27 protein-coding genes are annotated in these 25,557 nt (G+C 57.8%); 7 read left to right on the top strand and 20 right to left on the bottom strand.

What is annotated here, in order from left to right:
• Positions 1-17 precede the first annotated feature (17 nt).
• Complete coding sequence (gene betB, locus ACR0B3_RS15565) at positions 18-1,472, bottom strand: betaine-aldehyde dehydrogenase (RefSeq protein WP_480809897.1); 1,455 nt, start codon at positions 1,470-1,472, stop codon at positions 18-20.
• Positions 1,473-1,661: 189 nt separating this feature from the next.
• Between betB and ACR0B3_RS15560 the strand changes: the two genes are divergently transcribed.
• Positions 1,662-1,991 (top strand): hypothetical protein, encoded by a 330-nt coding sequence (locus tag ACR0B3_RS15560; RefSeq protein WP_170684330.1) that lies wholly within the window; start codon positions 1,662-1,664, stop codon positions 1,989-1,991.
• A 6-nt stretch (positions 1,992-1,997) separates the two neighbouring features.
• Here ACR0B3_RS15560 and ACR0B3_RS15555 read toward each other — a convergent pair whose 3' ends face one another.
• On the bottom strand, positions 1,998-2,498 hold the full coding sequence (locus ACR0B3_RS15555) for a potassium channel family protein (RefSeq protein WP_480809896.1): 501 nt from the start codon (positions 2,496-2,498) through the stop codon (positions 1,998-2,000).
• Positions 2,499-2,562: 64 nt separating this feature from the next.
• Entirely contained in the window at positions 2,563-3,468 is a 906-nt protein-coding gene (trhO, locus tag ACR0B3_RS15550) for an oxygen-dependent tRNA uridine(34) hydroxylase TrhO (protein ID WP_480809895.1), read from the bottom strand.
• A gap of 96 nt (positions 3,469-3,564) precedes the next feature.
• On the opposite strand from trhO, the gene pncA reads away from it, so the two are divergent.
• Positions 3,565-4,158, top strand: coding sequence for a bifunctional nicotinamidase/pyrazinamidase (pncA, locus tag ACR0B3_RS15545; protein WP_480809894.1), 594 nt, complete (start codon positions 3,565-3,567; stop codon positions 4,156-4,158).
• Here pncA and ACR0B3_RS15540 read toward each other — a convergent pair whose 3' ends face one another.
• The gene (locus tag ACR0B3_RS15540; RefSeq protein ID WP_480809893.1) at positions 4,159-4,692 is read right to left on the bottom strand and encodes a hypothetical protein; all 534 of its coding nucleotides are present in this window, start codon (positions 4,690-4,692) and stop codon (positions 4,159-4,161) included. It lies immediately after the preceding gene.
• Positions 4,693-4,856: 164 nt separating this feature from the next.
• Here ACR0B3_RS15540 and pncB point away from each other — a divergent pair, with 164 nt between their 5' ends.
• On the top strand, positions 4,857-6,149 hold the full coding sequence (gene pncB, locus ACR0B3_RS15535) for a nicotinate phosphoribosyltransferase (protein WP_480809892.1): 1,293 nt from the start codon (positions 4,857-4,859) through the stop codon (positions 6,147-6,149).
• Here the strand turns inward: pncB and ACR0B3_RS15530 are convergent.
• From ACR0B3_RS15530 to ACR0B3_RS15505, 6 genes are read right to left on the bottom strand one after another with little or no spacing between them, the layout of a single operon-like run.
• Complete coding sequence (locus ACR0B3_RS15530; protein ID WP_480809891.1) at positions 6,146-7,597, bottom strand: aldehyde dehydrogenase family protein; 1,452 nt, start codon at positions 7,595-7,597, stop codon at positions 6,146-6,148. The two genes, pncB and ACR0B3_RS15530, sit on opposite strands and share 4 nt — an antisense overlap.
• 36 nt (positions 7,598-7,633) lie before the next feature.
• A complete protein-coding gene (locus ACR0B3_RS15525) occupies positions 7,634-9,232 on the bottom strand; it encodes an ABC transporter ATP-binding protein (RefSeq protein WP_480809890.1) in 1,599 nt (532 codons plus the stop codon).
• Positions 9,229-10,044, bottom strand: coding sequence for an ABC transporter permease (locus ACR0B3_RS15520; protein WP_170684338.1), 816 nt, complete (start codon positions 10,042-10,044; stop codon positions 9,229-9,231). The genes ACR0B3_RS15525 and ACR0B3_RS15520 overlap by 4 nt, the downstream gene beginning before the upstream one ends.
• On the bottom strand, positions 10,041-10,988 hold the full coding sequence (locus tag ACR0B3_RS15515; RefSeq protein ID WP_480809889.1) for an ABC transporter permease: 948 nt from the start codon (positions 10,986-10,988) through the stop codon (positions 10,041-10,043). Before ACR0B3_RS15515 ends, ACR0B3_RS15520 begins: the two co-directional genes overlap by 4 nt.
• Before the next feature lie 40 nt (positions 10,989-11,028).
• Complete coding sequence (locus ACR0B3_RS15510) at positions 11,029-12,048, bottom strand: hypothetical protein (protein WP_480809888.1); 1,020 nt, start codon at positions 12,046-12,048, stop codon at positions 11,029-11,031.
• Between the two features lie 21 nt (positions 12,049-12,069).
• Entirely contained in the window at positions 12,070-13,557 is a 1,488-nt protein-coding gene (locus tag ACR0B3_RS15505; RefSeq protein WP_480809887.1) for an ABC transporter substrate-binding protein, read from the bottom strand.
• A 170-nt stretch (positions 13,558-13,727) separates the two neighbouring features.
• Between ACR0B3_RS15505 and panB the strand changes: the two genes are divergently transcribed.
• The 3 genes from panB to glpK all read left to right on the top strand — a co-directional run bounded on the left by panB (position 13,728) and on the right by glpK (position 16,964).
• A complete protein-coding gene (gene panB / locus ACR0B3_RS15500; protein ID WP_480809886.1) occupies positions 13,728-14,567 on the top strand; it encodes a 3-methyl-2-oxobutanoate hydroxymethyltransferase in 840 nt (279 codons plus the stop codon).
• A complete protein-coding gene (gene panC, locus ACR0B3_RS15495; protein WP_480809885.1) occupies positions 14,564-15,415 on the top strand; it encodes a pantoate--beta-alanine ligase in 852 nt (283 codons plus the stop codon). Before panB ends, panC begins: the two co-directional genes overlap by 4 nt.
• A 70-nt stretch (positions 15,416-15,485) precedes the next feature.
• On the top strand, positions 15,486-16,964 hold the full coding sequence (gene glpK, locus ACR0B3_RS15490; RefSeq protein WP_480809884.1) for a glycerol kinase GlpK: 1,479 nt from the start codon (positions 15,486-15,488) through the stop codon (positions 16,962-16,964).
• Here the strand turns inward: glpK and smpB are convergent.
• The 10 genes from smpB to ACR0B3_RS15440 form a co-directional block, all read right to left on the bottom strand.
• Positions 16,961-17,443 carry an SsrA-binding protein SmpB gene (smpB, locus tag ACR0B3_RS15485; protein WP_039543014.1) on the bottom strand — a complete coding sequence of 161 codons (483 nt, stop codon included), beginning with the start codon at positions 17,441-17,443 and terminating at the stop codon, positions 16,961-16,963. The two genes, glpK and smpB, sit on opposite strands and share 4 nt — an antisense overlap.
• Positions 17,444-17,487: 44 nt before the next feature.
• Complete coding sequence (idi, locus tag ACR0B3_RS15480) at positions 17,488-18,030, bottom strand: isopentenyl-diphosphate Delta-isomerase (protein WP_480809883.1); 543 nt, start codon at positions 18,028-18,030, stop codon at positions 17,488-17,490.
• Between the two features lie 145 nt (positions 18,031-18,175).
• A complete protein-coding gene (locus ACR0B3_RS15475; RefSeq protein WP_480809882.1) occupies positions 18,176-18,589 on the bottom strand; it encodes a c-type cytochrome in 414 nt (137 codons plus the stop codon).
• A gap of 114 nt (positions 18,590-18,703) precedes the next feature.
• Positions 18,704-19,717: a P1 family peptidase gene (locus ACR0B3_RS15470; RefSeq protein WP_480809881.1), complete on the bottom strand. Its 1,014-nt coding sequence runs from the start codon at positions 19,715-19,717 to the stop codon at positions 18,704-18,706.
• An 82-nt stretch (positions 19,718-19,799) separates the two neighbouring features.
• On the bottom strand, positions 19,800-20,546 hold the full coding sequence (locus tag ACR0B3_RS15465; protein WP_480809880.1) for an SDR family oxidoreductase: 747 nt from the start codon (positions 20,544-20,546) through the stop codon (positions 19,800-19,802).
• Between the two features lie 60 nt (positions 20,547-20,606).
• On the bottom strand, positions 20,607-21,026 hold the full coding sequence (arfB, locus tag ACR0B3_RS15460; RefSeq protein WP_480809879.1) for an alternative ribosome rescue aminoacyl-tRNA hydrolase ArfB: 420 nt from the start codon (positions 21,024-21,026) through the stop codon (positions 20,607-20,609).
• Positions 21,027-21,290: 264 nt separating this feature from the next.
• The gene (locus ACR0B3_RS15455) at positions 21,291-21,938 is read right to left on the bottom strand and encodes a queuosine precursor transporter (protein WP_480809878.1); all 648 of its coding nucleotides are present in this window, start codon (positions 21,936-21,938) and stop codon (positions 21,291-21,293) included.
• A gap of 91 nt (positions 21,939-22,029) precedes the next feature.
• The gene (locus ACR0B3_RS15450) at positions 22,030-22,914 is read right to left on the bottom strand and encodes an esterase-like activity of phytase family protein (protein ID WP_480809877.1); all 885 of its coding nucleotides are present in this window, start codon (positions 22,912-22,914) and stop codon (positions 22,030-22,032) included.
• Positions 22,887-23,750, bottom strand: a complete 864-nt coding sequence (gene mepA / locus ACR0B3_RS15445) for a penicillin-insensitive murein endopeptidase (protein ID WP_480809876.1) — start codon at positions 23,748-23,750, stop codon at positions 22,887-22,889. The genes ACR0B3_RS15450 and mepA overlap by 28 nt, the downstream gene beginning before the upstream one ends.
• Entirely contained in the window at positions 23,747-25,114 is a 1,368-nt protein-coding gene (locus ACR0B3_RS15440) for an MFS transporter (protein WP_480809875.1), read from the bottom strand. Before ACR0B3_RS15440 ends, mepA begins: the two co-directional genes overlap by 4 nt.
• 130 nt (positions 25,115-25,244) lie before the next feature.
• Here ACR0B3_RS15440 and ACR0B3_RS15435 point away from each other — a divergent pair, with 130 nt between their 5' ends.
• A complete protein-coding gene (locus tag ACR0B3_RS15435) occupies positions 25,245-25,532 on the top strand; it encodes a YggT family protein (RefSeq protein ID WP_117871642.1) in 288 nt (95 codons plus the stop codon).
• The last annotated feature ends 25 nt before the right edge of the window (positions 25,533-25,557 follow it).

The raw sequence follows: 25,557 nt of genomic DNA, 5'->3' as shown, positions 1-25,557 counted from the left end.
TGCTTGATCGGTTTTGATCAATAGGGCGCCTCAACATCATTCATCGAGACATACACTGTTTTCATCTCGCTGAAGTGATTGATCGCCAATTTCGAGTTTTCGCGTCCAACTCCCGACATCTTGGACCCGCCGAACGGCGCTTCGACGGGGGCGAGATTATAGGTGTTTATATAACAAGTTCCCGCTTCGAATCCTGCCACGATGCGATGGGCGCGGGTCAGATCATTGGTGAAAACTCCAGCCGCCAGACCGAACTCCGTGTCATTGGCACGGGCCATCACCTCTTCTTCGGTGTCAAAATCAAGAACTGACATGACGGGGCCAAAAATCTCTTCTCGGGCGATTGCCATCTCGTCGGTGACGTCAGCAAAGACTGTGGGAAGCATATAGAATCCATCGCCCGCAGCCCGTTCACCGCCATAGACCAACCGCGCGCCCTCGGCCTTGCCTTTTTCGACATAGCTTAGGGCGATATTCATCTGGTTTTCGCTGACCATCGGGCCAAAGTTGACCTCTTCATCAAGCGGATCACCAATTTTTGCAGTGGCAAGGCGTTCGGTCAGGCGCGTAAGGAATGCTTCCTTTATTCCTTTTTGCACAAACACACGGGTACCGTTGGAACAGACCTGCCCAGAGGAATAGAAATTGCCCAGGATCGCGCCGGATACGGCGTTCTCGATATCTGCGTCGTCAAACACGATCATCGGGGACTTGCCGCCCAATTCCATGGTGACGTGTTTCATGCCGTCAGCCGCCGCCGAATAGACTTTGCGCCCAGTCGGGACCGACCCGGTCAGAGAGACTTTGGCAACGCGCGGGTCGGTGACCAATTTGGCCCCGACATCACCGTAGCCTTGCACAACGTTGTAGACCCCTTTGGGTGCGCCCGCCTCGACCAGAATCTCGGCCACCTGCAATGCGGATAAAGGCGTCGTTTCGGACGGTTTGAAAACCATTGTGTTTCCGCAAGCCAGCGCTGGGGCGCCTTTCCAGCACGCGATCTGTGTCGGATAGTTCCAAGCCCCAATACCAACGCAGACACCCAAAGCCTCGCGAATGGTATACACGAAATCTCCGGCACCCAACGGTATGTGTTCACCGGTCAACGACCCGGCCAGACCGCCAAAATACTCCAGCGCATCGGCACCACTGGTCGCGTCAGCCACCAATGTCTCTTGCAGAGGCTTCCCCGTGTCATGAGTTTCCAGGATCGATAGGTCACGATTGCGATCCCGCATGATGTCGGCAGCACGCCGTAACACCCTGCCCCGTTCGGTGCCTGACATGGCAGCCCAATCTGCTTGGGCCGATTTTGCACTGTTTAGAGCCTGTTCCAGGATCTCAGGCGTCGCAGAATGCAGCCGCGCGATGACTTCGCCGGTGGCTGGATAGATGACATCGATGGGTTCACCATTTGTGTCTTCGACATACTCACCGTTGATGAAATGGCTGGCCTTGGGCTGAAACTTCATGCCGATTCCCTTTTTGTTCGATCCCTCTGGAACAAGGGAATCTTATGCGTCGCGGACTCGGTTATATATTATTAACTGATCAGTCAATAAACTACAGGACTGGCATGTTCTCGCCGAGATTTAACAGCCAACTCTTGAATTAGAAGGTTAATGTTCTATTTATGTTCTACATAGTCAGAGGATTACCCGATGGCCCAGAACATGCGAAATTCCGCCCTTGGCGGCCCGTCAAATGATTATCACCTATTGCCCGTGACAGACCGGCAGATGCGCTTTGCCCGAGCTATCGCGCGGCAATCAGCACTTGAGATTCCGGTCGAAGCGCAGCGCGATCGTAAATCCCTGTCAGATTGGATATCGGCGCATAAACCGCATGACCCGTCGCCGTTTGCAAACTATCCGACCGGAAAGCAGGTTGCCTTTGCCGAGCGTATCTCGCGCAGCAAACGCCGCCCGATCCCGTCCGAGTGTTTCCGCGACAAGCAGATGATGTCGCGCTGGATCGATCAGAACAAATAGGTCGCTCTACTTGCTGTGGTTGCGTGAATAAAGCGCAACGGCAGCGGCAACGAACATGCCCAACAGAATATAGCCCGTCACTGCCTCGGCCACGGCCAGCCCGCGACACAGACCAATCGGGGACATGTCGCCATACCCAACCGTAGTGAAGGTGACATATGAGAAATACAGGATATCTGCGGGCCCTTTGGCACCCACAACACAGCGATCCGCGTACCCGAAGGCCCCGTAAACGGCGGCAAACAGGAAGGGCACGACCTGAATGAAGGACACCCCCATCAGGAACAGAATTCTGCGCGGGGATTTCACCTGGGTCAGGTAGTAATAGGATTGCGACACCATCCAGACGACCAGACCAATCGATGCAATCGTCCCGATCGTATCACCTGCTGCCGTCTCATTCAGACGCGACAGGCCATACCAAGCAAGGAAACTGGCCAGAACCAGCCCAAGCGCCGCCAGCAGGGTGGATTTCCATTCTTCCAGAGTTCTGGGTTCATGGGTCATGGGCGCTCCGTCTGTCAGGCCTGAGCTTCATCATCCGATTTCCAGTGCGACCTGCAAGCTGAAATCAGTCGGACCCCAGATGCTCTTCACCCCGTGCGCGGGCCAGTTGGATCTGTTTCTGCCGCTCGCGGAATCGCGCCTTGTCCTGTTCGGAGGTCTCATCAACACATCGGTGGCAGGACACACCATGCTCGTACTCGGGGCGTTTCACATCTTCGGGCAGGATGGGACGGCGGCACCCGTGGCACAGCTTATGTGGGCCTTCGACCAGTCCATGCCCCACTGAGACACGGTTGTCGAAGACAAAGCACTCACCCTGCCAGCTGCTGTCTTCAGGCGGCATTTCTTCGAGATATCGCAAGATACCGCCTTTCAGATGATAGACATCCTCAACCCCTTGCCCCAGCAGGTAGTTGGTGGATTTCTCACAACGTATGCCTCCGGTACAGAACATAGCCACACGCTTGTTGTGAAACCGCTCCTTGTTTTCTTCCCACCAGGCTGGGAAATCGCGGAAACTTGCCGTGTTAGGATCGATTGCACCCTCAAATGTGCCGATCGCCACCTCGTAATCATTGCGCGTGTCGATCAGCACCACATCGTCCGAGCGGATCAGATCATTCCAGTCCTCTGGTTCGACATAGTTGCCAACATTGGCGCGCGGATCGACATCGGGCTGACCCATGGTGACGATCTCTTTCTTCAATCGGACCTTCATCTTGCCAAAGGGCGGATGGTCTGACTTCGCCTCTTTCCACTCCAAATCAGCGCATCCCGGCAAGGCCCGAATATGCGCCAACACCGCATCGATCCCCTCTCTGGGGCCTGCTATGGTTCCGTTGATCCCCTCCTGCGCCAACAGAAGGGTCCCCTTGACCGATTGAGCACGGCAAAGCTCTTGCAAGGCCGGGCGCAACGCATCAGGGTCAGAGAAACGCGTGAAATGATAGAGAGCAGCAATAGTGTACATGTGCGCGATCTAATGCCCTTGGTGAAAACACACAAGAGACTGCATTGACGACACCCGCTGCGCGCCATACCGATATCGTAAGAGAAGGAGACCGACATGGCCCACGCGCTGATCGTTATCGATGTTCAGAATGATTTCTGCCCCGGAGGCGCGCTTGCCGTCGAAGGAGGGGATGAAATCGTTGCTCCGATCAACACGATCATGGATGGATTCGACGCAGTGATCCTGACGCAAGACTGGCATCCTGCAGGCCATTCCTCATTCGCAAGCTCACACCCGGGCAAATCCCCGTTCGAGTTAATCGACATGCCCTACGGCGCACAGGTGTTGTGGCCAGATCATTGTGTGCAGGGCAGCAACGGGGCCGCATTTCATCCTGATTTGCGTACCGATGGCGATCTTATCCTCCGCAAAGGCTTTCGCAGCGCCATCGACAGCTACTCCGCTTTCTTCGAGAATGATCAATCCACACCTACCGGTTTAAAGGGTTATCTTGAGACGCGTGGGATCACGCAGCTGACCATGGTTGGGCTGGCGACGGATTTCTGCGTACATTATTCGGCCGTTGATGCGGCGCGGCTTGGCTTTGAGGTCACGGTCAAAACCGGATTGTGCCGCGCCATCGATATGGACGGATCTTTGGCCGCCGCAGAGCAGGCCATGCACGATGCGGGCGTCCGACTGGACTGATTATCCCAGAGTGGCACCGTGTTCGGCCAGCAGCCTGAACAGCACAAACAGGATAACAGCCAGCCCCAGCGCGAACCCAATTCGGCCCGTTGCAGTGCGACGCCCCGGTCGCTCGGACGTTGGGCGCTGAGGTTGCAATGGCCACTCTGGAGTTGACCGTTTTTTGGAACCTGGTTTGGCATCTCTGATATGGGCCAGAAAGTGATGGAAATCGAATTCCCCACTGTACTCACCCTGGACACCAATGTTTCGCACATTTGCAAAAAGACGCTTCAGGATCGCAATGCGATCGTGGGTATCCTCCGGCCGGTAATAACCGCGCTCCAAATGTCCTTCTGCTCCATCCAAGCTAAAGCCGGATTCCAAAAAAATCCTACGAATCTTGGGTGACGCAGCGCGCAAGGCGTCCGCTGTCTTGATATCCCTGAACTGCGCCCGCACTGGGGGCCGTCCTGTTATCGCTGTATGACCATGCTCGGGATCAACCTCATCCGGAGCTATGGCAACTATGTCAAAATCGTACTCGAGACTCATTCACAAAATTCAACCTTCATTTCCATCCCCACCCCTCACTAAAGCGTGAAGGAAACCCACAATAAGCCCGTAATGTGTTCTGTCGTAGGCATTGTTCCCAATCCCGCGACTCTTGCCATTTCGTGCTCCGATTGATCTAACAACGGAAATTGCAGGAGGTCCCCATGGTCGATATCGCGACGCGGGTCTACAATCACAAATGGAAGATTGACCCAATTGTGCGGTCATTAATCGACACAGACTTCTACAAACTGCTGATGTGCCAGTCAGTGTTTCGAAATAAGCCTCAAACCGATGTCGTATTCTCGTTGATCAACCGCTCGAATCACGTGCCATTGGCCCGTTTGATCGACGAAGGCGAACTGCGCGAGCAGTTGGATCACATCCGCTCGCTTAGCCTCAGCCGGGGCGAAAGCACCTGGCTGCGCGGAAATACATTCTATGGCAAACGCCAGATGTTCCGCCCGGATTTCATGGAATGGTTCGAAGATTTGCGCCTGCCGCCCTATCATCTGGAACGAAAAGGTGACCAATACGAGCTGACCTTCGAGGGCAAGTGGCACGAGGTCATGTTGTGGGAAATCCCTGCGCTGGCCGTTCTTATGGAGTTGCGGTCCCGCGCCGTGCTGAACGATATGCGGCGGTTCGAGCTGCAGGTGCTTTATGCGCGCGCGATGACGCGGGTTTGGGAAAAGATCGCCGAGCTTCGCACTATCGAGGGGTTAGGGATTGCGGATTTCGGCACCCGGCGCAGGCATTCGTTCCTGTGGCAGGATTGGTGCGTACAGGCGATGATCGAAGGACTGGGGCCTTCGTTTACCGGTACGTCAAACTGTCTGATTGCCATGCGACGCGAGGTTGAGGCGATCGGCACCAACGCACATGAGCTGCCGATGGTCTATTCTGCACTGGCTGAAAACGACACCGAATTGGCGCAGGCCCCGTATGATGTTCTCAGCGATTGGCACGAAGAACATGACGGCAATCTGCGCATCGTCCTGCCCGACACATACGGCACCAAGGGCTTCCTAGAACGCGCGCCCGATTGGCTGGCGGGCTGGACCGGCATCCGCATTGACAGCGGGGACCCTGCCGCCGGGGCCGAAATCGCAATAGACTGGTGGATTTCACGCGGTGAGGACCCAAAGCAAAAGCGCGTCATTTTTTCGGATGGATTGGATGTCGACAAAATCCGCGAACTACATGCAAAGTTCGCAGACAGGACCAATGTTTCCTTCGGCTGGGGGACGTTGTTGACCAATGATTTCAGGGGGCTGGTGCCGAATGACGCGCTGGCGCCGTTCTCTTTGGTGTGCAAGGCGGTCTCGGCCAGTGGTCGCCCGACAGTTAAACTATCAGACAACCCGGAAAAGGCCATGGGACCTGCCGATCAGATCGAGCGGTACAAGCGTGTGTTTGGTGTGGGCGCTCAAGAGGCGATCGAAGTCATCGTTTAGCCGTGATAAGCGGCGACCGTTTTTAGTTGAGAGAACCCATAGAGCGCCTCGAACCCTTTTTCGCGGCCGTGGCCGGATTTCCCGACACCTCCAAAGGGCAGCTCAACACCGCCGCCTGCGCCGTAGTTATTGATGAATACCTGCCCAGACCGTAGCCCTTTGGCCAGTCGCATCTGGCGGGCACCATCCCGGGTCCAGACGCTGGCGACAAGGCCGTAATCGGTGGAATTGGCTATGGTTAGAGCCTGTTCTTCAGTATCAATCGGGATCAATACCTGCACGGGACCAAAGATTTCGTCCTGCGCCAATACGTGATCAGGCGGGACATCGGCAAAGAGTGTGGGCTGAACATAGGCGCCACTTTCAGGGGCGTTTTCTACGATTTGCCCCTGTCCGGCAATGACCAAATCTGCGCCTTTCTCCAGAAAGCGGGTGACGATCTGTTTCTGTCGTTCCGAGATCAACGGCCCGACGCGCAGGTCTTTCATCGCGGGGCCCACCGTTAGTTGGCTGTAAGCTTCTGCCATGCGGGCTTTGACATCTTCGTAGATACCCCGCTGCGCCAGAATCCGAGACGAGGCTGAGCAGGTCTGGCCTGCATTCTGAATCCCCGCATTCACCAGAAACGGCAGCGCCGCATCCAGATCGGCATCGTCAAATACAAGTTGCGGGGACTTGCCGCCCAGTTCCAGCGTGACAGGAACAACGTTTCGACCTGCCGCTTGCTGCACTAATGCACCCGTGGCCACCGAGCCAGTGAATGAGATGTGGTCGACGTCTGGATGCGCCGACAATGCCGCGCCTGCTTCGGCCCCCAATCCGGGCACTACGTTCAAAGCTCCGGGCGGTAATCCAGCCTCAAGCGCCAGATGAGCAAATGCCAAGGCGGTCAGGCACGCCTCTTCTGCAGGTTTCAGCACACAGACATTGCCCATCGCCAGCGCAGCGCCGACCGAACGGCCGATGATCTGCATCGGATAGTTCCATGGCACGATATGGCCGGTCACGCCATGCGGCTCGCGTAGTGTATAAACGGTGTAGCCATCGAGATAGGGAATGGTTTCCCCCATAACCTTATCCGCTGCACCCCCGTAGAATTCGCAGTATCGCGCCAAAGCAATCGCATCTGCCCGCGCCTGGGTCAGAGGTTTGCCGACATCCATCGCCTCTAGCTGGGCCAGATCCTCAACGCGTTCCAGAACCAATTGCCCTAGACGGCTGAGAATCCGCCCACGCTCTAGCGCTGTCATCCGGCCCCAATCGCCCTCGCAGGCGGCTCGGGCGGCCCGCACGGCGGCGTCGATATCGGCTTCACTACCTCGGGCGATCTGACAGATTTCTGAACCGTCCGAGGGGTTCGTCAGAGGCAGCGATTGGCCCGAGGCGGGCGTTATCCACTCCCCACCAATCAGGCAGAGATTGGGCTCGAACCAGAGGGGGTCAGTCATTAAAAACTCCAAAATCAGGCTCTAAATAAGCGTTTCTCATGCGGCACCCTGTCCAGTCTCAGGCAGGCTCGGGGCCGCATCTATAAGTGTTCGCGTGTATGGGTGTGCAGGCTGGGTGAAGACCTGTTCAGTTTCACCTTGCTCAACGATCTTGCCGGCCTGCATTACCAACACGCGGTCGGTGATCGTCCGCACCACGCTCAGATCGTGGCTGATGAACAGGTATGTCAGGTCATAGGTCGCGCAAAGTTCGGCCAGTAGATCGAGAATACGGGCGCGGACCGAGACGTCTAGCGCCGAGACCGCCTCATCAAACAGGATCAGTTCGGGCCGGATGATCAACGCGCGGGCAATGGCAATCCGCTGCCTCTGTCCGCCCGAGAATTCGTGAATGTACCTGCCCGCATCATCGGGGCTGAGACCTACAGCGGTGAGCATCTCGGCGATGCGGTCCTGCCGCTCGGATCCGGATAGTGGGGTATCGAGCAGGTGAAAGGGTTCAGTGATCAGTCGTGCGACCCGGTGGCGGGGATTGAAGCTGCCATATGGGTCCTGGAACACAACCTGCATCTTACGACGCACGGCGAGATTGGGTCTGTGGCCTGAGAACACGGGCTGCCCTTCAAGGGAAATGCGGCCTTGCTGTACTTCCTCCAAGCCCAATATTGCCCGTGTTAGGGTCGATTTTCCGCAGCCAGACTCTCCAACCAGCCCCAAACGCTCCCCCCGGTTTAGGGTAAAGCTAACCTGATCGACCGCCCGGTGATGACCGGGCGTGGCGAACAGGCGCGTTCGGGGCAGACGGTAGTCCCGCACCACGTTCTCGACCTCAAGCAACGGGTGCGGCACCGGAGAGGCTGGCAGGTTGACCTGATGCCCCGAAGCCTCGAACAACATGCGGGTATAGGGGTGCTGCATATGGAGCAGCAGATGATCGGTTGCGCCGGTTTCAACCACCTCTCCATGCCGCATCACCACAATCTCATCTGCCATATCCGCAACCACCGCCAGATCATGAGTGATCATCAGCAGGCCCATGCCGTATTCCGACACCAGCCCCTTTAGCAGATCAAGGATTTGCGCCTGCGTGGTCACATCCAGCGCCGTTGTCGGTTCGTCCGCGATCAGCAGCCGGGGGCGGAGCGCAATCGCCATGGCGATCACCACACGCTGACGCTGTCCACCCGACAGCTCGTGCGGAAAGCGTGTCATCGGGAACCGGTCGGTGGGCAATCCGACCCGCGCCAAAACCTCTTCGGCCCGTGCGCGCGCCTGTGGGGGGGGCATGGCCTTGTGGATCAGGATGGTCTCCATCACCTGATCGCCGATGGTTTTCACCGGGTTCAGGGCGGTCATTGGCTCTTGGAACACCATTCCGATCGCAGCGCCCCGTAGGGCGCACATCTCAGCTTCGGGCTGGCTCAGCAGGTTTTGACCTTCAAGTTGCAGCACCCCATCTGCTTTGGCGCCGTTCGGCAGCAACTGCATTACGGCAAGGGCGGTCATGGATTTGCCCGATCCACTTTCGCCCGTAACGGCCACGATCTGCCCCGGCGCTATCGACAGGCTAATCCGTTTCAGGATCGGCGTGCCATGAATGGTTAGCGAAAGGTCCTTGATCTGTAGCAGGCTCATGCGCGGGCCACCCGTATCCGAGGGTCCAACCAATCGCGCAAGCCATCTCCAAGCAGGTTCAAACCCAGCACGGTCACGATAATCGCCAGACCCGGAATCAGAGCCAAATGCGGGGCAAAACTGACCATTGTCTGCGCGTCGGCCAGCATTCTGCCCCAGCTGGGCGTGGGGGGTTGTGCACCGAGGCCGACATAAGACAGCCCGGCCTCGGCCAGAATGCCCAGCGAGAACTGGATGGTGCCCTGAACGATCAGCAGATTGGCAACATTGGGCAGGATATGTTCGGCCGATATCCGCGCCGCGCCTTTGCCGGATACGCGGGCGGCGAGGATGAACTCGCGCTCCCACAATGACAACGCTGCGCCCCGGGTAATGCGGGCGAAGACAGGGATGTTAAAGATACCGATGGCGATGATCGCATTTATGGCCCCTGCGCCAAAGACGGCGGTGATCAGAATGGCGATGACCAGAGACGGGAAGGCAAAGACCAGATCGTTGCCGCGCATGATGACCTCGTCCAGCCACGATCCTTTGCGCGCGGCGGCAGTCAGGCCCAAGGGCACGCCCAACGCCATTCCGATCCCGACGGCCACCAACGCCACCGCAATCGATGTGCGCGCGCCGACCATGATCATCGAGAACATGTCGCGCCCGAAATGATCCGTGCCAAACCAGTGTTGCGCGTTTGGAGGCTGCAACTTGGCCGGGATGTCCAACGCGGCGTGGTCATATGGCGTCCAGACATACGACACGAGCGCCGCCAGAAGTACCAGCGAAGACAGTGCAGCACCAAGGATCAGGTTGCGGCTCATGTCCTGCTCCTAAGCCTTGGATCGACGGCGGCATAGGCCAGATCGACCAGAAAGTTCACCATGATAACGGCGAAGACCAGCAGCATGACAACCGATTCCACCACGATCAGATCACGCGCCGAGATCGCTTGAAACACCAGCCGCCCGAGGCCGGGCAGATAAAATACCTGCTCGATGATGATCGAGCCGGCCAGCAGGAAGGAAAATTGGAGCCCGATGATTGTCAGCACCGGGATCAGAGCGTTCCGTACACCATGTCGCCACAACGCCTGTCGCCGCGAAAGGCCTTTGGCGCGAGCGGTGCGCATGAAATCCTCGACCAGAATGTCCAAAAGCGCTGATCGCATAACCCGTGCAAGAATAGCTGCCTGCGGTAAAGCCAAAGCGACGGCAGGCAAAGTCAAAGAGTGCAGGCCCACCCACACGCCGTTTTTCCAGCCCGCGAACCCTCCAGCGTTGAACCAGCGCAGATTGATAGCAAAAACCAAAACCAGCATCATGGCAAACCAGAAGTTCGGTACAGCGATACCAAGCTGGGTCGCGCCCATCACGGCCACATCACCCGGTTTGCCGCGTCGCGCAGCGGCGTAGATACCAGCCGGACAAGCAATTAACGTGGATAGCGTCAGCGCATAAAGCGCGAGCGGCAGGGACACCCACAACCGATCGGCAATCATCTGCGATACGGGCGTGCGATAGGTGTAGGAGGTGCCGAAATCACCGACCAACATCCCGCCGACCCAATTGAAATACCGCTCGATCTTTGAGACATCGAGGCCTAGCTCTGCCCGCAATGCAGCCAACGTATCGGGCTGCGCATTCACGCCCAGCATAAAAGACGCCGGATCGCCGGGCGCGACCTCGATCACCGCGAAGATGACGACCGAGGCAACGGCCAGACTCAGGATCAGCGAGAGAAGGCGTTTGAGGGCATAACGTAGCATTGGTAACAGGTTAAGTGTGCGGAATGCGCGGGTCCAGCATCTACTTGTAGGCCTGCCGCTCTGTCTGGATCAGGTTGATTGCACAGGTGGATAGTTCAGCGGCGGGCTCGGTCTCGGATAGCCAATCCAGATTGGTTTCCGTGCGGGCCAGCGTCGCGCGACGTAGAACCATCAACCGGGCACGTGGGCTGTCCAGAAACTCTGCTTGTGGGATAACGGTTTCAAGCGGGCTATCGGTACGGATCACTTCGAAATAACCGCCCGATAAGGCTAGAAATGCAAAGGCGCAATCGGGTGCCTCATCGGCGCATTCATCGGTACAAAGCTGCGCGATGGGCCGGGTTGATGCCGACGTCATCAGCCAATCTTCAACCGCTGGCCGCCACGGATTGTCCGGGGATACGTCGCCATATCCCAACCCAAGCGCCAGCAGGCCCGCCATGTCTAATGCCTGCTCCGAATTCGCGTCCACCGGGTCCGTTTGAATATGACGCAACGCGGCCAGGCCATCGCCACGTGGTTCGGGCTGACCAGACAGATAGGTCAGATAAGGTTTCAAATCCTGCATGACCTGATCGTCTGCCAACAATCGCCCGCGCTGTTTATCGTTGCCATACAACGCCACGATCCGGGTGGGGTAATCCGTGGCCTGATGTTCGCCCAGCGCGTTGAGTTGCGCAATCAGATCAAGATCGGGCTCTGGCCGTTTTGCCTGCATTAGAGCCTGTGCAAGCTCATTTCCGTCCCGCACCTCGACCATCAGCCAAGACTGCCCGAAAGCGCTGAGATCTTTTTGGCGGAACAATTCACGCGATTGATCGGGATCAAGGGATTGGCGATAGGGCGATGGGCCCAGATCCGATGCCTCGATCCGGGCAAGCAACAAACGTGCTTCGACAACACCTTTGCCTGCAAGATCGGCCAGCAGTGGCAGGGATTGCATATCGTTCCCCTGTAGCCACAACGCCACCGCCTGTTGCAGCGGCGTGTTGGCCCGCACGGTCGGCGCGAAAGAGACCTGCGCCGCGAGTATCAACGCGGCGAGGAATAGTCTGATCATGCGCCGGCCTCCTTATTGGATCTATTCGTCCCAACTGATGGCTGTCAGGTCGATCGCCGCTGTGGGCGCGTTTTTCCACAGGCCTTGGACCCCGGCTTTGGCGACCCCAAGCTTGGCCAATTGGAACAGGTAGCCATTGACATAGTCGGTTGCGATCAGTCGCTGAGCCTCTCCCAACAGACGGGTCCGTTCATCAGGGTCTGTGGTAGAGTTCAGGGTATCCATCAAGGCCTGAAAATCCGTGCTGTCGTACTGGAAGTAATAGTCGGGCCGGGCATAGATACCGATATCCATCGGCTCGGTATGGCTGACGATGGTCAGGCCAAATTCCTTGCCTTTGAACACGCTCTCCAGCCATTGTGCCCATTCCACATTGATGATCTCGGCATTGACGCCAATCTCGGCCAATTGGGCGGCGATAATCTCGCCTCCACGACGCGCATAGGAGGGTGGAGGCAGGTGCAGAGTGGTCGCGAACCCGTCTGGATAGCCTGCCTCGGTCAGAAGGGCCTTGGCTTTCTCAGGGTCATAGGCCGAATTACCGGTCAGATCGACATAGGCTGGATTGTGCGGTGCAAAATGCGTGCCGATGGGCGTGCCATAACCGAACATTGCACCGTCGATGATGGCCTGCCGGTCAATCGCATGGGCCAAGGCCTGCCGGACAAGAATGTCGTTAAACGGTTCCTGCTTATTGTTGGTTGACAGGATGGTCTCGCCCTCGGTCGAGCCGACAAGAACCTGAAAACGTGGATCAGCTTCGAATTGCGGCAGGTTCTCGGGTGCGGGAAAGTTGTCGAACACGTCCACATCCTCGGCCATCATGGCGGCAAAGGCGGCGGTCGGGTCCGAGATGAATTTGAATGTTGCACTCTCTAACGCAGGCTGATTGCCCCAATAGTTGGGATTACGGTTCAGGGTGATGCTGTCGCCCTGTACCCAATCGGCAAAGGTATAGGCTCCTGTCCCCACCGGGTTGGTCTTGATAGTCTCGATGCTTTCCGGGGCGACAATAACTGCGTCCCCCCAGGCGAGGTTGAAAAGGAAATTGCCGTTTGGCTCCGTCAACGTCACCTGTACGGTCAGTGGGTCCACCACTTCAACGTTCTCGATCCCGGCAAACAGCGCCTTTTGCGCATTGGCGCTATCTTCGGCACGAGCGCGGTCGAGGCTGAACTTGACGTCTTCTGCATCCATCGTGGTGTCGTCATGAAAACTCACACCATCGCGCAGCTTGAAGGTATAGACAGTGCCATCATCCGAGATTTCCCAGCTTTCAGCGAGCCCCGGCACGACCGATCCGTCGCCCATGAAACGGGTCAATCCTTCGAAAATGTTGGTATAGACAACCGAATCGATGGCCTGTGCGGCAGCGCTGGTCGGATCCAGATGCGGCGGCTCTAGCTGCATGGCGATGGTAATGTCCGACTTGGCAAGGGCCTGCGTGGCAATCAGACTGGCACCCAGGGCCATTGCCGACGCGAATAAGCGAAAGCGCTGCGTTGTCATGAAAATCTCTCCCCACATTGTACGACTGTTCCGATGATTTCGGATCGCTCTGAGACCGATCCTGCCAGAAACCCTGTGTCAATCAAGGGATTGTTGGCGCAACCGGGGTTTCTTTGCACCTGCCGCATCTGCTATGCCGCGCTGCAACATGAACCCAGCGAGGAGCGATCATGAGCGCCACTGCCCGCAAGAAAGCCCCAAACGCCGAGGATATCCGCGCCCGGAAAGGCACGGACCCCTTGGTCTCGCTGACCGCATATACCACGCCGATGGCCCGCCTGATGGACGCGCATTGCGACTTTGTTCTGGTCGGAGACAGCGTCGGAATGGTGCTGCATGGACTGACCTCGACCCTTGGGGTAACGATGGAGATGATGATCATGCACGGTCAGGCCGTTGCCCGTGGTCTGGACAAGGCAATGATGGTGATCGACATGCCATTTGCCAGCTACGAGCATGATCCGGCGCAGGCCTTCCGCAATGCGGCCCGGCTGATGTCCGAGACCGGCGCTGGGGCGGTCAAGCTGGAGGGCGGCGTGGAGATGGCCGAGACCATTCGCTTTCTCGTGAAACGCGGCATCCCAGTGATGGCGCATATCGGGCTGACACCGCAGTCAATCAACACTTTGGGCGGCTACAAGGTTCAGGGCCGCGATGAGCAGGCCGAGGCCGTGTTGGCCGATGCCCATGCCGTTGCCGACGCAGGGGCATTTTCTGTCGTGTTAGAGAAGGTTCCGCAAGGTTTGGCCGACCGGATCACCGCAGAATTGGCGATCCCCACAATCGGGATCGGCGCCTCGGCTGGTTGTGACGGCCAAATTCTGGTCGTGGATGACATGTTGGGTTTCTTCACAGCGTTCAAACCAAAATTCGTCAAACGATATGCTGATCTGGGTCCGATGGCCGAAGCGGCCATTGCTGAATACGCAGCCGAGGTGCGTGCCCGTAGCTTTCCCGCAGATGAACATGTCTTTGCCGACACCACGCCCGCCAAAGGATCCAACGCATGACCGCGCCCATCTTTCGCCAATTGGCTGACCTGCGCGCTCTGACCCGTGAGTGGCACCAAAAAGGGGAAGTGATCGGCGTTGTACCCACCATGGGCGCACTGCATCAGGGGCATCTGTCCTTGGCGGAGGCCGCGAAGACGGATTGTGACCGGGTGATTGTGACCATCTTCGTGAATCCCAAACAGTTCAACAACGCAGACGACCTTGCCAAATATCCGCGCACCGAAGTGGAAGATGCCGCGAAACTGGCCCCCTACGACGTCGATGCAATTTATGTACCTGACCCGGATCAGATCTATCCCGCGGGGTTCGCAACCACCGTTTCGGTCTCGGGCCTGACCGATGTGATGGAGGGTGAATTCCGACCGGGGCATTTCGACGGAGTAGCCACTGTTGTCGCCAAGCTGTTCCTGCAAACTCAGGCGGATCGGGCCTATTTCGGGGAAAAAGACTATCAGCAGCTCATGATCGTGCGTCGGATGGTCAACGATCTTGATATTCCGATCGAGGTGATTGGCTGCCCCACAATACGCGAACCTTCGGGTCTGGCGATGTCGTCGCGTAATCAACTGCTGTCAGAGGGCGGTTTGATGATCGCCTCTGAAAAGCACCGGATCATGCGCGCGCTTGTACAGGCGGTGGAAAACGGAGACGCCTTTGAGGCGCTGGCGCAGCAGGCGCAGGCCGATCTGCTGGCCGCTGGTTTTTCCAATGTCGAATATCTTGAACTGCGCTGTGCCGAAACACTTGAGCTATTGACCCATGCCACCAGGCCAGCCCGGTTGTTTGCGGCAGCTTGGGCCGATGGCGTTCGGCTGATCGACAATCTACCGGTTTCGCCAGTCTGATTTCCCCTCTGGTACGCGCAGCGTTGTTTGCGCTAAAGTCCCGCAAAACCATGGCGGGAGGGGCGCAGGCATGACCTATATTCTGGCAATCGATCAGGGCACCACATCGTCTCGTGCGATCCTGTTTGACGCGCAAATGCAGCGCGTTGGAACCGCACAGCGCGAGTTTGAGCAGCATTTCCCACAGGAAGGTTGGGTTGAGCATGACCCTGAGGAGATCTGGGACAGCGTTCTGACTGTTTGCCGGGAAGTACTGGAAACCACCGGCGTCACTGCCAGCCAGATCGCCGGAATCGGGATTACCAATCAACGTGAAACCACAGTGATCTGGGATCGCGACACCGGCACCCCGATCCATAACGCCATTGTCTGGCAGGACCGTCGCACCGCCGACATCTGCGAACGCCTGCGCAAGGCCGGGTGCGAGGACGATGTGACCGCCCAGACCGGCCTGCTGCTGGACCCCTATTTCTCGGGCACCAAGGTCAAGTGGTTGCTGGACACCGTGCCCGGCGCACGCGACCGCGCCGCTGCCGGTGAGCTGCTGTTCGGCACCATCGACACATTCCTGATCTGGCGCCTGACCGAAGGTCGCGTACATGCCACCGATGCCACCAATGCGGCCCGCACCCTGCTGTTTGACATCCACAAGGGACAATGGAGTAGCGAAATTTGCGACCTGCTGGATATCCCTCAGACCATGCTGCCCGACGTGCGGGATTGTGCGGCAGATTTCGGATCAACCACGCTGCTGGGTGGCGATATCCCTATACTGGGCGTGGCAGGGGATCAGCAGGCCGCAACGATAGGACAGGCCTGTTTTCAGCCGGGCATGATGAAATCCACCTATGGCACAGGATGTTTCGCGCTGCTCAACACCGGGGCACAGCCGGTGGAATCGAAGAACCGACTGCTGACAACCATTGCCTATCAGCTGGACGGGCAAAAAACCTATGCGCTTGAGGGCTCGATCTTTATTGCGGGCGCGGCGGTGCAATGGCTGCGCGATGCGTTGCAGATCATCGAGGCGGCCCCGCAAAGTGGTGAACTGGCCGCGCAGGCCGATCCGACCCAGCATGTGGTCCTCGTCCCTGCCTTCACTGGCTTGGGCGCGCCATATTGGAAACCCGATTGTCGCGGCGCCATCTTTGGCCTGACCCGCAACTCGGGCCGGGCCGAGATCACGCGCGCCACATTAGAAAGCATCGCCTTCCAAACCCGCGATCTGTGGCACGCGATGGAGGGCGATTGGGGCGCAAAGGCCGATGTGATCCTGCGCGTTGATGGTGGGATGAGCGCATCGGATTGGGCGATGCAGGGGCTTTCGAACATTCTGGGCGCGCCGGTTGACCGCCCTGTGATGCAGGAAACCACTGCGCTTGGGGCTGCTTGGCTGGCAGGTATGAAAGCAGGTGTCTACCCGGATCAGGCAGGATTCGCCGAAACCTGGGATCTGGACCGCCGGTTTGAACCTGCGATGGCCGATGCCGACCGAGACGCGGCTTACTCGCGGTGGCAACGCGCGGTGCAGGCGGCCATGGCGTTCTAGCTGTGGTCTTTCATCAGGCGCTGCTTCTGACGTGACCAATCCCGCTTGGCTTGCGTTTCGCGCTTGTCGTGCAGCTTTTTACCCTTGGCAATGCCGATCTTCAGCTTCGCCCGACCCTTGTGATTGAAATAAAGCACCAGCGGCACCAGTGTCATACCCTTGCGTTGGGTCGCGTTCCAGAGGTTCGACAATTCCTTGCGTGAGACCAGCAGCTTACGGCGGCGACGCTCTTCATGCTTGAAGACCTTGGCTTGCTCATATGGCGCGATGTAGCTATTGATCAGCCACAGCTCTCCATCATCAACCGATGCATAGCTTTCAGCGATGTTCGAGCCACCCGCGCGCAAGGATTTGACCTCAGACCCTTCCAGCACGATACCGCATTCGATATCGTCCTCGATCGCATAATCGAAGCGCGCACGCCGGTTTTCGGCGATCACTTTGTAATTTGGGTCAGTGTTCTGCTTCTGCTTGGCCATGACGCGTTGATGTATGCCGCTTGCGCGCGCCTTGCAAGACGAGGTTACGAATTGGCCGCGATTATCAGGTCAGGGCCAAAGATCGTATCGGCATGGTTGTGCAGGTAGATTTTGAGCCAAGGCGTGAACCGTTCTGGATGCCGTTTCACCTCGGCCAGCAGATCATGATAATCGACCCAGCGAATATCCATCACCTCGTCCGGGTTAGGCTCGATTTTCAACGGACCGCGCACATGGGCCAGAAAGACATCGACCACTTCATTTTCGACAAGACCGTTGCCGACATCGGCGTGATATTCCAACCGATGCCGATACTCGGGGTAAAGCCCGGTGATCCCCAGCTCTTCGTTCAGGCGACGAACGGCACAGTGCGAGGGACTTTCGTTCCAGTCGGGATGGGTGCAACAGGTATTCGCCCAGAGGCCGGGCGTATGGTATTTGCCCAACGCACGACGTTGCAGCAATATCTCGGTCCCGCGCACAACGAAGACTGAAACGGCCTTGTGCTTCAGGCCTTTTTCATGGGCCTCCAACTTGTCGACAGGTGTCAGTTCACCCTCAACCCAGGCCGGGATCAAGATTCCCATCTGTTGTCTCCTGCTGGCGATTGCCAGTCCGTGCGGTTTTGCCGGTTTTCTCCCAAAGTGACGCGGATGGCGACATCAATCAATCGCACGAAAGGCCGCAGGGGCTGCGGCCTTTCTTGTTTCGTCCGAGATTTTGCTGACTGCTTTATTCGCCAGAAACACTCACGATATAGGCGTAGACGTCTTCGCCGCCCTTCTTCAACTTGAAGGTCATTTTCGACTTGGCCGAGGTTTCACCCAGATAATCCTTCAGGAACGCTTTGGGGTCTTGAGCATAGGCCACAAAAGTCTCTTCATCCCAAACCAAACCATTCTCACCAGCTGCTACAAGACTGTCGCCATATCTGAAACCTTCTTCGGTTCCGGCGGTACGGCCCGCGATACCGTAAAGGTTCGGACCTGTCTTGCCGCCTTTGACAATCACCTCGCCCGCAGGATCAGCGATCATGTGGCAGGATTTGCATTTGTTGAAGGTTTTCTTACCCGCTTCGGCGTCGCCTTCTGCGTAAACAGGAAGGGCCAGCAGACCGGCAACTGCGGTGGCAAGGATACGATTCATAGCTTTTTGCTCCGATACGAATTGGCTGCACCGAATGGACCGCTGGCACAGCAGAGAGTCAACGCGCAGATTGCCGCGCGATGGCACTGTGTCACAGCCGCGCTGGCACTGTCCTTAACCAAAGTCATGTAACTGTGACCAGCAGGGCAGAAGGTCATTGGTGCTGGGCGTGGCCAGAAAAATCGCTCGCGCGATCGCCCGCGCCAGACAAATCGATGCCGCGTTTCCAATCATTTCCACCGCCTCGGGCGCGACTCCGCGCGCGCCCGTACTGAGGCCAAACACAAGGTCTCCATCTCCGGGTGTGTGTGCTGGAACAATGGCACGAGCGATGCCGTCATGGGCAGCGACGGCCATCCGCTGACATTGCGGTTTGGTCAATGCAGCATCGGTTGCGACAATTGCTATCGTTGTATTTGCGCGATCTGCCGGGGCCGAGTGCATCGCCTGAGCCTTGCGGCTGACATGCGCCCTGCCTAGGCCTGATGCGGGGTCTGGCCCGAGCCCACCAAACTCGCCATCCAACTCAAACGGCGCGGCCCAAAAGTGACGATCACCTGGGGTCGTCACACTGCCAAGCGGGTTCGCAGCAACCAATGCGCCGACGGTTGTTCCATCCTCAAATTTAAGCGAAGCCGAGCCCAGACCACCCTTGTGCATCGCGGCTAATGCGCCAGTTCCGGCACCCGCCGTGCCCAGTTCAAATTCTGGTGAAGCGGCCTGAAACGCGGCTCTCCCCAACGCGCGATAGGGGTTCTCGGCCCAGTTCTTATCGCCGCCATTGAGCAGATCGAACAGAATCGCCCCAGGGACAATGGGAACGATAGCCGAGCCCACCTTGAACCCGCGCCCCGCTGCGTGCAGCGCATCTGACACGCCCGAACAGGCATCCAGTCCAAAGGCAGATCCACCGGACAAGGCAATCGCGTCCACGCGGTCGACGGATTTGTCGGGTGCCAACAGATCGGTTTCGCGCGTGCCCGGCGCTCCTCCCATCACGTGCACCGAGGCGGTGAAAGGCTGGTCCGCCGTCAAGACAGTTGTGCCCGATTTCAGCGTGTCGTCTTGCGCATTGCCGACCTTAAGGCCGGGGACATCAGTGATCAGGTTTCTGGGTCCGGGTGTCATTTTCGTCTCGGATGTTGTGGGCAGAGCGCGCTGAGGCGCGCTGCCTCCGGCGGGGATATTTATGGCCAGATGAAGAGGCGGATCAGATGCATCGGCCGCCATCCACTTCGAGGGCTGTGCCGGTGATCATGCTGGCCTCGTCCGAGCACAGGAAGCAGGCCGCATTGGCCATGTCTTCAGGTGTAGAGAAGCGCCCCAGTGGGATGGTCGACAGGAATTTGGCGCGAATTTCAGGCGTGTCTTCCCCCATGAAGGATTTCAGCAGTGGCGTTTCACCAGCGACCGGGCAGATTGCGTTGACGCGTATACCCGAGGGAGCAAGTTCAACCGCCATCGTTTTGGTTGCGGTGATCATCCAGCCTTTGGACGCGTTGTACCAATTGAGGTTGGGGCGCGGTGATAATCCGGCCGTTGAGGCAACATTTAGGATCGCGCCTACGCCGTTGGCCTTCATCTGCGGAACAAAGGCGCGCGCGGTGAGGTAAACGGATTTCATGTTCACGGCAAAAACGCGGTCGAAGTCTGCCTCACTGACTTCTTCAAGCGGTGTTGGCAAATGGGTTACGCCGGCATTATTCACCAATATGTCAAGCTGACCGAATTCGGCATAAGCCGCGTCCGCCATGGTTTGAACAGAAGCTCCATCACCTACATCCACATGTCGCGCCAACGCGTTCGGTCCAAGTTGCGCCGCCAAGTCTTGTGCCGCGTCGCCGTTGATATCGGCAATCATCACGCGGGCGCCTTCTGCCAGAAACTTCTGCACGATCCCCGCACCAAATCCGGATGCACCGCCGGTCACAATCGCGGTTTTTCCGTCAAGCCTCATGGCGTTACCTCCCCTGCGTATTACCTCGGCAGAGTAGCAAGGCGGGCGGAAACTGCCAGATCAATCTTCAGAGACTTTGCCCCTCAGGGCTTTGACATCGCCGCGCGCCTTCTTCGCCGCGAGCCGTCGTTTGACCGATCCATAGGTGGGCTTGGTGGCAATGCGCCGCTTGGGTTTGACCAGCGCACGCGTAATCAACTCAGCCAGTCTTGCGCGGGCGATTTCACGATTTCGGGCCTGGCTGCGGGTTTCTTCGCATTGGATGATGATCGCGCCATCTTTAGTCCAGCGCCGCCCGGCAAGACGTTTCAGCCGGTTCTTGACCGGGTCCGGCAGAGAGGGTGAGCGCGCAGCTTCGAACCTCAGCTCAACTGCCGTGGAGACCTTGTTGACGTTCTGTCCGCCAGGGCCAGAGGACCGCACAAAGCTCTCGGTCATTTCCCAGTCCTGCAGGATGATATCGTCGGTGATGTGCAACATGAGGCGGACCTTACAAGTTGGCGGACGAAACAGAAAGGGCCGCCCCGGCGGGACGGCCCTTCGAAAGTTCAGGAGGTTGGGTCGGTTAGATCAATCGACCAGCCGGAGCGCGCGCTCCGCCAAGGGCTGCCCTAGCAGGCGATCCCCCCGGTTGTTCCGACACCTCTCTCCAATCTCTTTCTCGACACTGGATCACCTCCTTTTCTATCTGTTGCGGTTGAAAAGGAGCGTGACACAAGTTGTGCCAATCTCAAAGAACTTTTTTTATGCGGGCTGCGCGGCAGTCAGACGGGCAACGATCACCTTGAACGGGATCAGGGCGATCAGGGCCAGCGACAGCTTCACCAACCAATCCGCGAATGCGAGCGTGACCCAAAGCGGCGCCGTCGGGCCAGACAGCATGAACGGCACAGGCTCCCACGCCCAGTTGATCGCAGCGTCCGCGTTGGCACCGAAGAAGGTAACCGAGGCCGAGAAGGCCAGAGTAAAGAAGATCGCAGTGTCCAGTGCCGACCCTACAAGAGTTGAGACCAGAGGCGCGCGCCACCAGCGGCCTCCGCGCAGCGAATTGAACACGGTAACATCGGTCAGCTGTGCGATCAGGAACGCGGTGCCCGACGCAACGGCAATCCGCAGCGGTACGGCAGCATAGGTGAAGCCGTCGCCCTGCAGCATGATCTGGCTGCCGATCAGCGAGCAGATGATACCGGTGACAAACCCGGCAAACACGACCTTGCGGGCCGGACCCACGCCGTAAACACGGTTCATAATGTCGGTGACCAGAAAGGCCAGCGGATAGGTGAATGCACCCCAGGTCAACAGCCCGTCAAAGATCAGGAACTGGACCAGAATGTTTGAGGCCACGACGATCGAGGCCATGGCAATAATGCCGGGAATATAGCTGCGTTGCATTTTCAGATGCCCGTTTTGACAAGGTAGCGGCGACTTGGCCCCGGGCTCATCCCAAGGCAGGCCGTGCGTTTAGACCTTTGTGTTGGGCCTGTCAATCGGGCAGCATATATTCCACCAACTCGGTACGCTGCAGGGCAAGGAAATTGTCATCCGACACCATGGTAGCGCGCAATCGACCTTCCGTATCACGCCAAACCGACAGACCTTCGAGATTGTCATGGGTCCCCGTGTCTGTCTCGAATAGAATTTCTTCGGCTTGCGGAATATCGTTCGCGATCTCCCAACGCCGCAAACGTGAACGGAAGCCGATGAACGCGACAGCCCGCTCAAGAACATAGAACCGCCCATCCGGGCCGAAATCTGCGGCAACCGGCAGGAACTTTCCACGCGGTGGCAATACGAAAGGCATCGACCAGCGGCTGCCATCCCAGCGATAGACGGGGATGTCGCCGCGCTGGGTCCGGCTCTTTTCGGTCAGAGTATAAAGCCGACCTAGATCATCAATCGCCAACCCCTCGAATGAGCCGTTACCATCGAGGTTCTGAAACTCTCGCGGGCGCGGCAGAACCCGCGCCTTGGCACCGGGGGCGGAGTAGTGCGCTATGCGGTGGACCCCCTCGAACGAGATATAGAAGCTGCCATCCGGCGCAATCGCGATCCCCTCGGAATCCCCTGCCCTGCCCCTTAGAACCCGTCCTTTGCTGGACAGGATCGGCCAGTTCTCAAGGAGTTGGATGTTGCGGATTTGAGTGCCTTCCCGCTCGATCCGCGCCGTCACCAGTCGCGATCGATCGCTAACGGCCATCATATGGCGACCATTCTTTGAGATATGGATCGCCGAAAACCCGCCAAACCAGTCGGCACTATCGCGCCAATCATAGCTTTCAAGCAGCGAAGCACGCTTGAGATCGACCGCCCAGGCTGATCCAATCAAAAGCAGCGCCGCGATCAGTTGGATTGCAAGACGGTGGTGCATTGCTGGGGCAAATCAGCCAAGCGATACTCGCGACGTTTTTTTGGCGCAGGCGCGTTTGGATCTGGTGGTGGCGGGTTCAGAATATTGCGCACCCATTGTTGCGCCTCGGCGCAGCCATCGCCCTTTGGCGGCGGGTCCTGATTGACGCATCCTTTCGAGCCTCTTGGGCATTTCAGACGTACATGGAAATGATAGTGATGCCCCCACCATGGTCTGATTTTGCGCAAGTAAGCCTTGTTGCCCTTCTCATCATTACACATCTGCACCTTGGCGCCGGGGAAAACAAATATCCGGGCGACGCGCTTGTCCTTTGCAGCCTCGCGGAGAACCGCATGATGCTGCTTGGTCCAGTTGCCGTTCACATAGGCTCCGTTCGAGCGACGCAATGAAATTGACGAGATATTCTCGCGCGCCTTGCGGCTGAGGCGCATATTGTCCCCGGGCAACATCCAGATGTCGATATCCAACCCGAGTTGATGCGAGCGATGGCCCGAAGTCATTGGCCCCCCACGCGGCTGGCTGATATCGCCGATATAGAGACCGTTCCACCCCGGTTGCTTGGCGGCAAACCGGCTGAGGTCTTGCACATAGTCGATCGCCTCGGGGTGCCCCCAGTTGCGATTACGAGACAGGCGCATGGCCTGCCAAGTTGGACCGGTTTCGGGCAATTGCACTGACCCGGCTGCACATCCGCGCGAATAACTGCCGAATGCCGCTGATTTTTGCTGTGACCCAACCTTTTGGGCTCCAAACAACTGCTTGGCCAAGGGCTGTGCCCCAGCTGTGCCTGCCAGTACTGTTACGGCCAGAATGGCCAAAAAGCGTAATAAAATCATCTGCTCTGATCCCCTTCCGGTTTCACCCAGCGCATCAGGAATAACCCCAGAATAAACAACCCGATGATCGGCGACACCCCCAATCGCGCATTCCCGGCTACGGTTGTTGCAATCCCGATCAGCAAAGGTGCCACGAAGGCGGTGGCGCGGCCCGACAGACCGTACAGGCCAAAGCTCTCGACCGGGGCTTCGGGATCAGTGTGGCGTACCATCATCGACCGGCTGGCCGATTGCAGCACGCCGCCCATGCCGCCGATCAGGATACCGCAGCCAAAGAACACCATATCCGGCAGGCCCGAGCCTTCGGGTAAGGCGATGCCATAAATCTGAGTTCGATCCATCGACACAATGGTGACGCAGACAAAGATCAGCACCCAGATAGCGATCAAAATCACCGGTTTAGGGCCGAATTTCCGATCCATCTTGCCACCGATCCATGCGAATATGGCCGAGGCCAAAACGCTGACAATGCCGAATACGCCGATCTTGATCAGGTCCCACTCCAGCACCAGCCGCGCATAGACCCCGCCAAAGCTGTAAAGCCCGTTCAACGCGTCACGATAGAACATGGACGAGCCAAGATAGGTCGCCAGACTGACCCGGTGGCGCAGGTCCGAGATGGATTTGCCCAACAGGCGCAGTGCCTCGCCCACGCCGCCATGTTTGCCGCTGTCAGGATCATCTCGAACCCACAAGAAATAGGGCACCATGAACAAGATGAACCATCCTGCGGTAAACGGTCCGACGAAGCGGGTGCCTTCCTGCGCAGCAGCGTCCAGCCCAAGGGCAGGTTCAATCCCGATTAGCGTCTTGCCGTTGGGTTGCTCGACAAACAACAGCAGCATGATCGCCAGTGAGATCAGCCCGCCGAAATAGCCAAAGGCAAAGCCCGATCCAGAAATCTCGCCAACTTCTTCATCGTCCCCCAAATCGGGCAGCTGCGAGTTGATGAAAATCAAAGCGTATTCCGCGCCCACAAAGCCCAGACCAAATGCCGATAGCATCAGCCACATGTTCGAGCCGTCGGGCATCGTGTACCACAACGCCGCCGAGCCAACGACATACATGACCGAAAATCCAAATATCCAGGGGATGCGGCGGCCTGAGACATCTGCCATCGCGCCCAGCAAAGGCGCTCCAAAGGCGATGATCAATCCGGTGATGGTCAGGCAATTGGCCCAAACCGTTTGCGCCCGCGCGGCGGCGGCCTGCGCGTCCAGCCCGGTTCCGGCAAAATATCCAGCGGCAACACCCGCGAAATAAGGACCAAAGACAAAAGTCACCAATAGCGAATGGTACGGCTGGCTTGCCCAGTCAAAGAACCACCAGCCCCAAATACGCTTGCGCTTGGATATTACTGCCATCGATGCCTCTGTTTTTCGTTGTTTTCATAAGACGGGGCTTTGGGCTTTTTCGCAAGGGTTGTGTTGGGACAGGCTTGCTCTTTGCGACCTCTGCGCTTAGGTCTCTGCAAACGCGAAAAAGGAAGTGCCCATGCTGTCGCTGATCCAAATCTTGCTGCTGATCCTGGACATCGTCTGGTTCATCATCCTGGCCCATGTGATCATGAGCTGGCTGATCAACTTTCAGGTGTTGAACCTGCATCAACAGCTTGTCGCGCAAATCTGGTACGGCCTGAACCGCATATTAGAGCCGATCTATGGCCCCATCCGCCGCATCCTGCCCAATATGGGCGGGCTTGATCTGACGCCTTTGGTGGTACTGATCGGGGTTTATGCGCTGCGGATAATCCTGATCAACAATGCGGTCTATTTCTACTGACCTCTTGTTCACCGAATCTTAGTAT

The organism is Ruegeria sp. CE9, assembly GCF_056537425.1.
The sequence above is the reverse complement of the archived record's forward strand: the minus strand, read 5'-3'. Positions and strand labels throughout refer to the sequence as shown.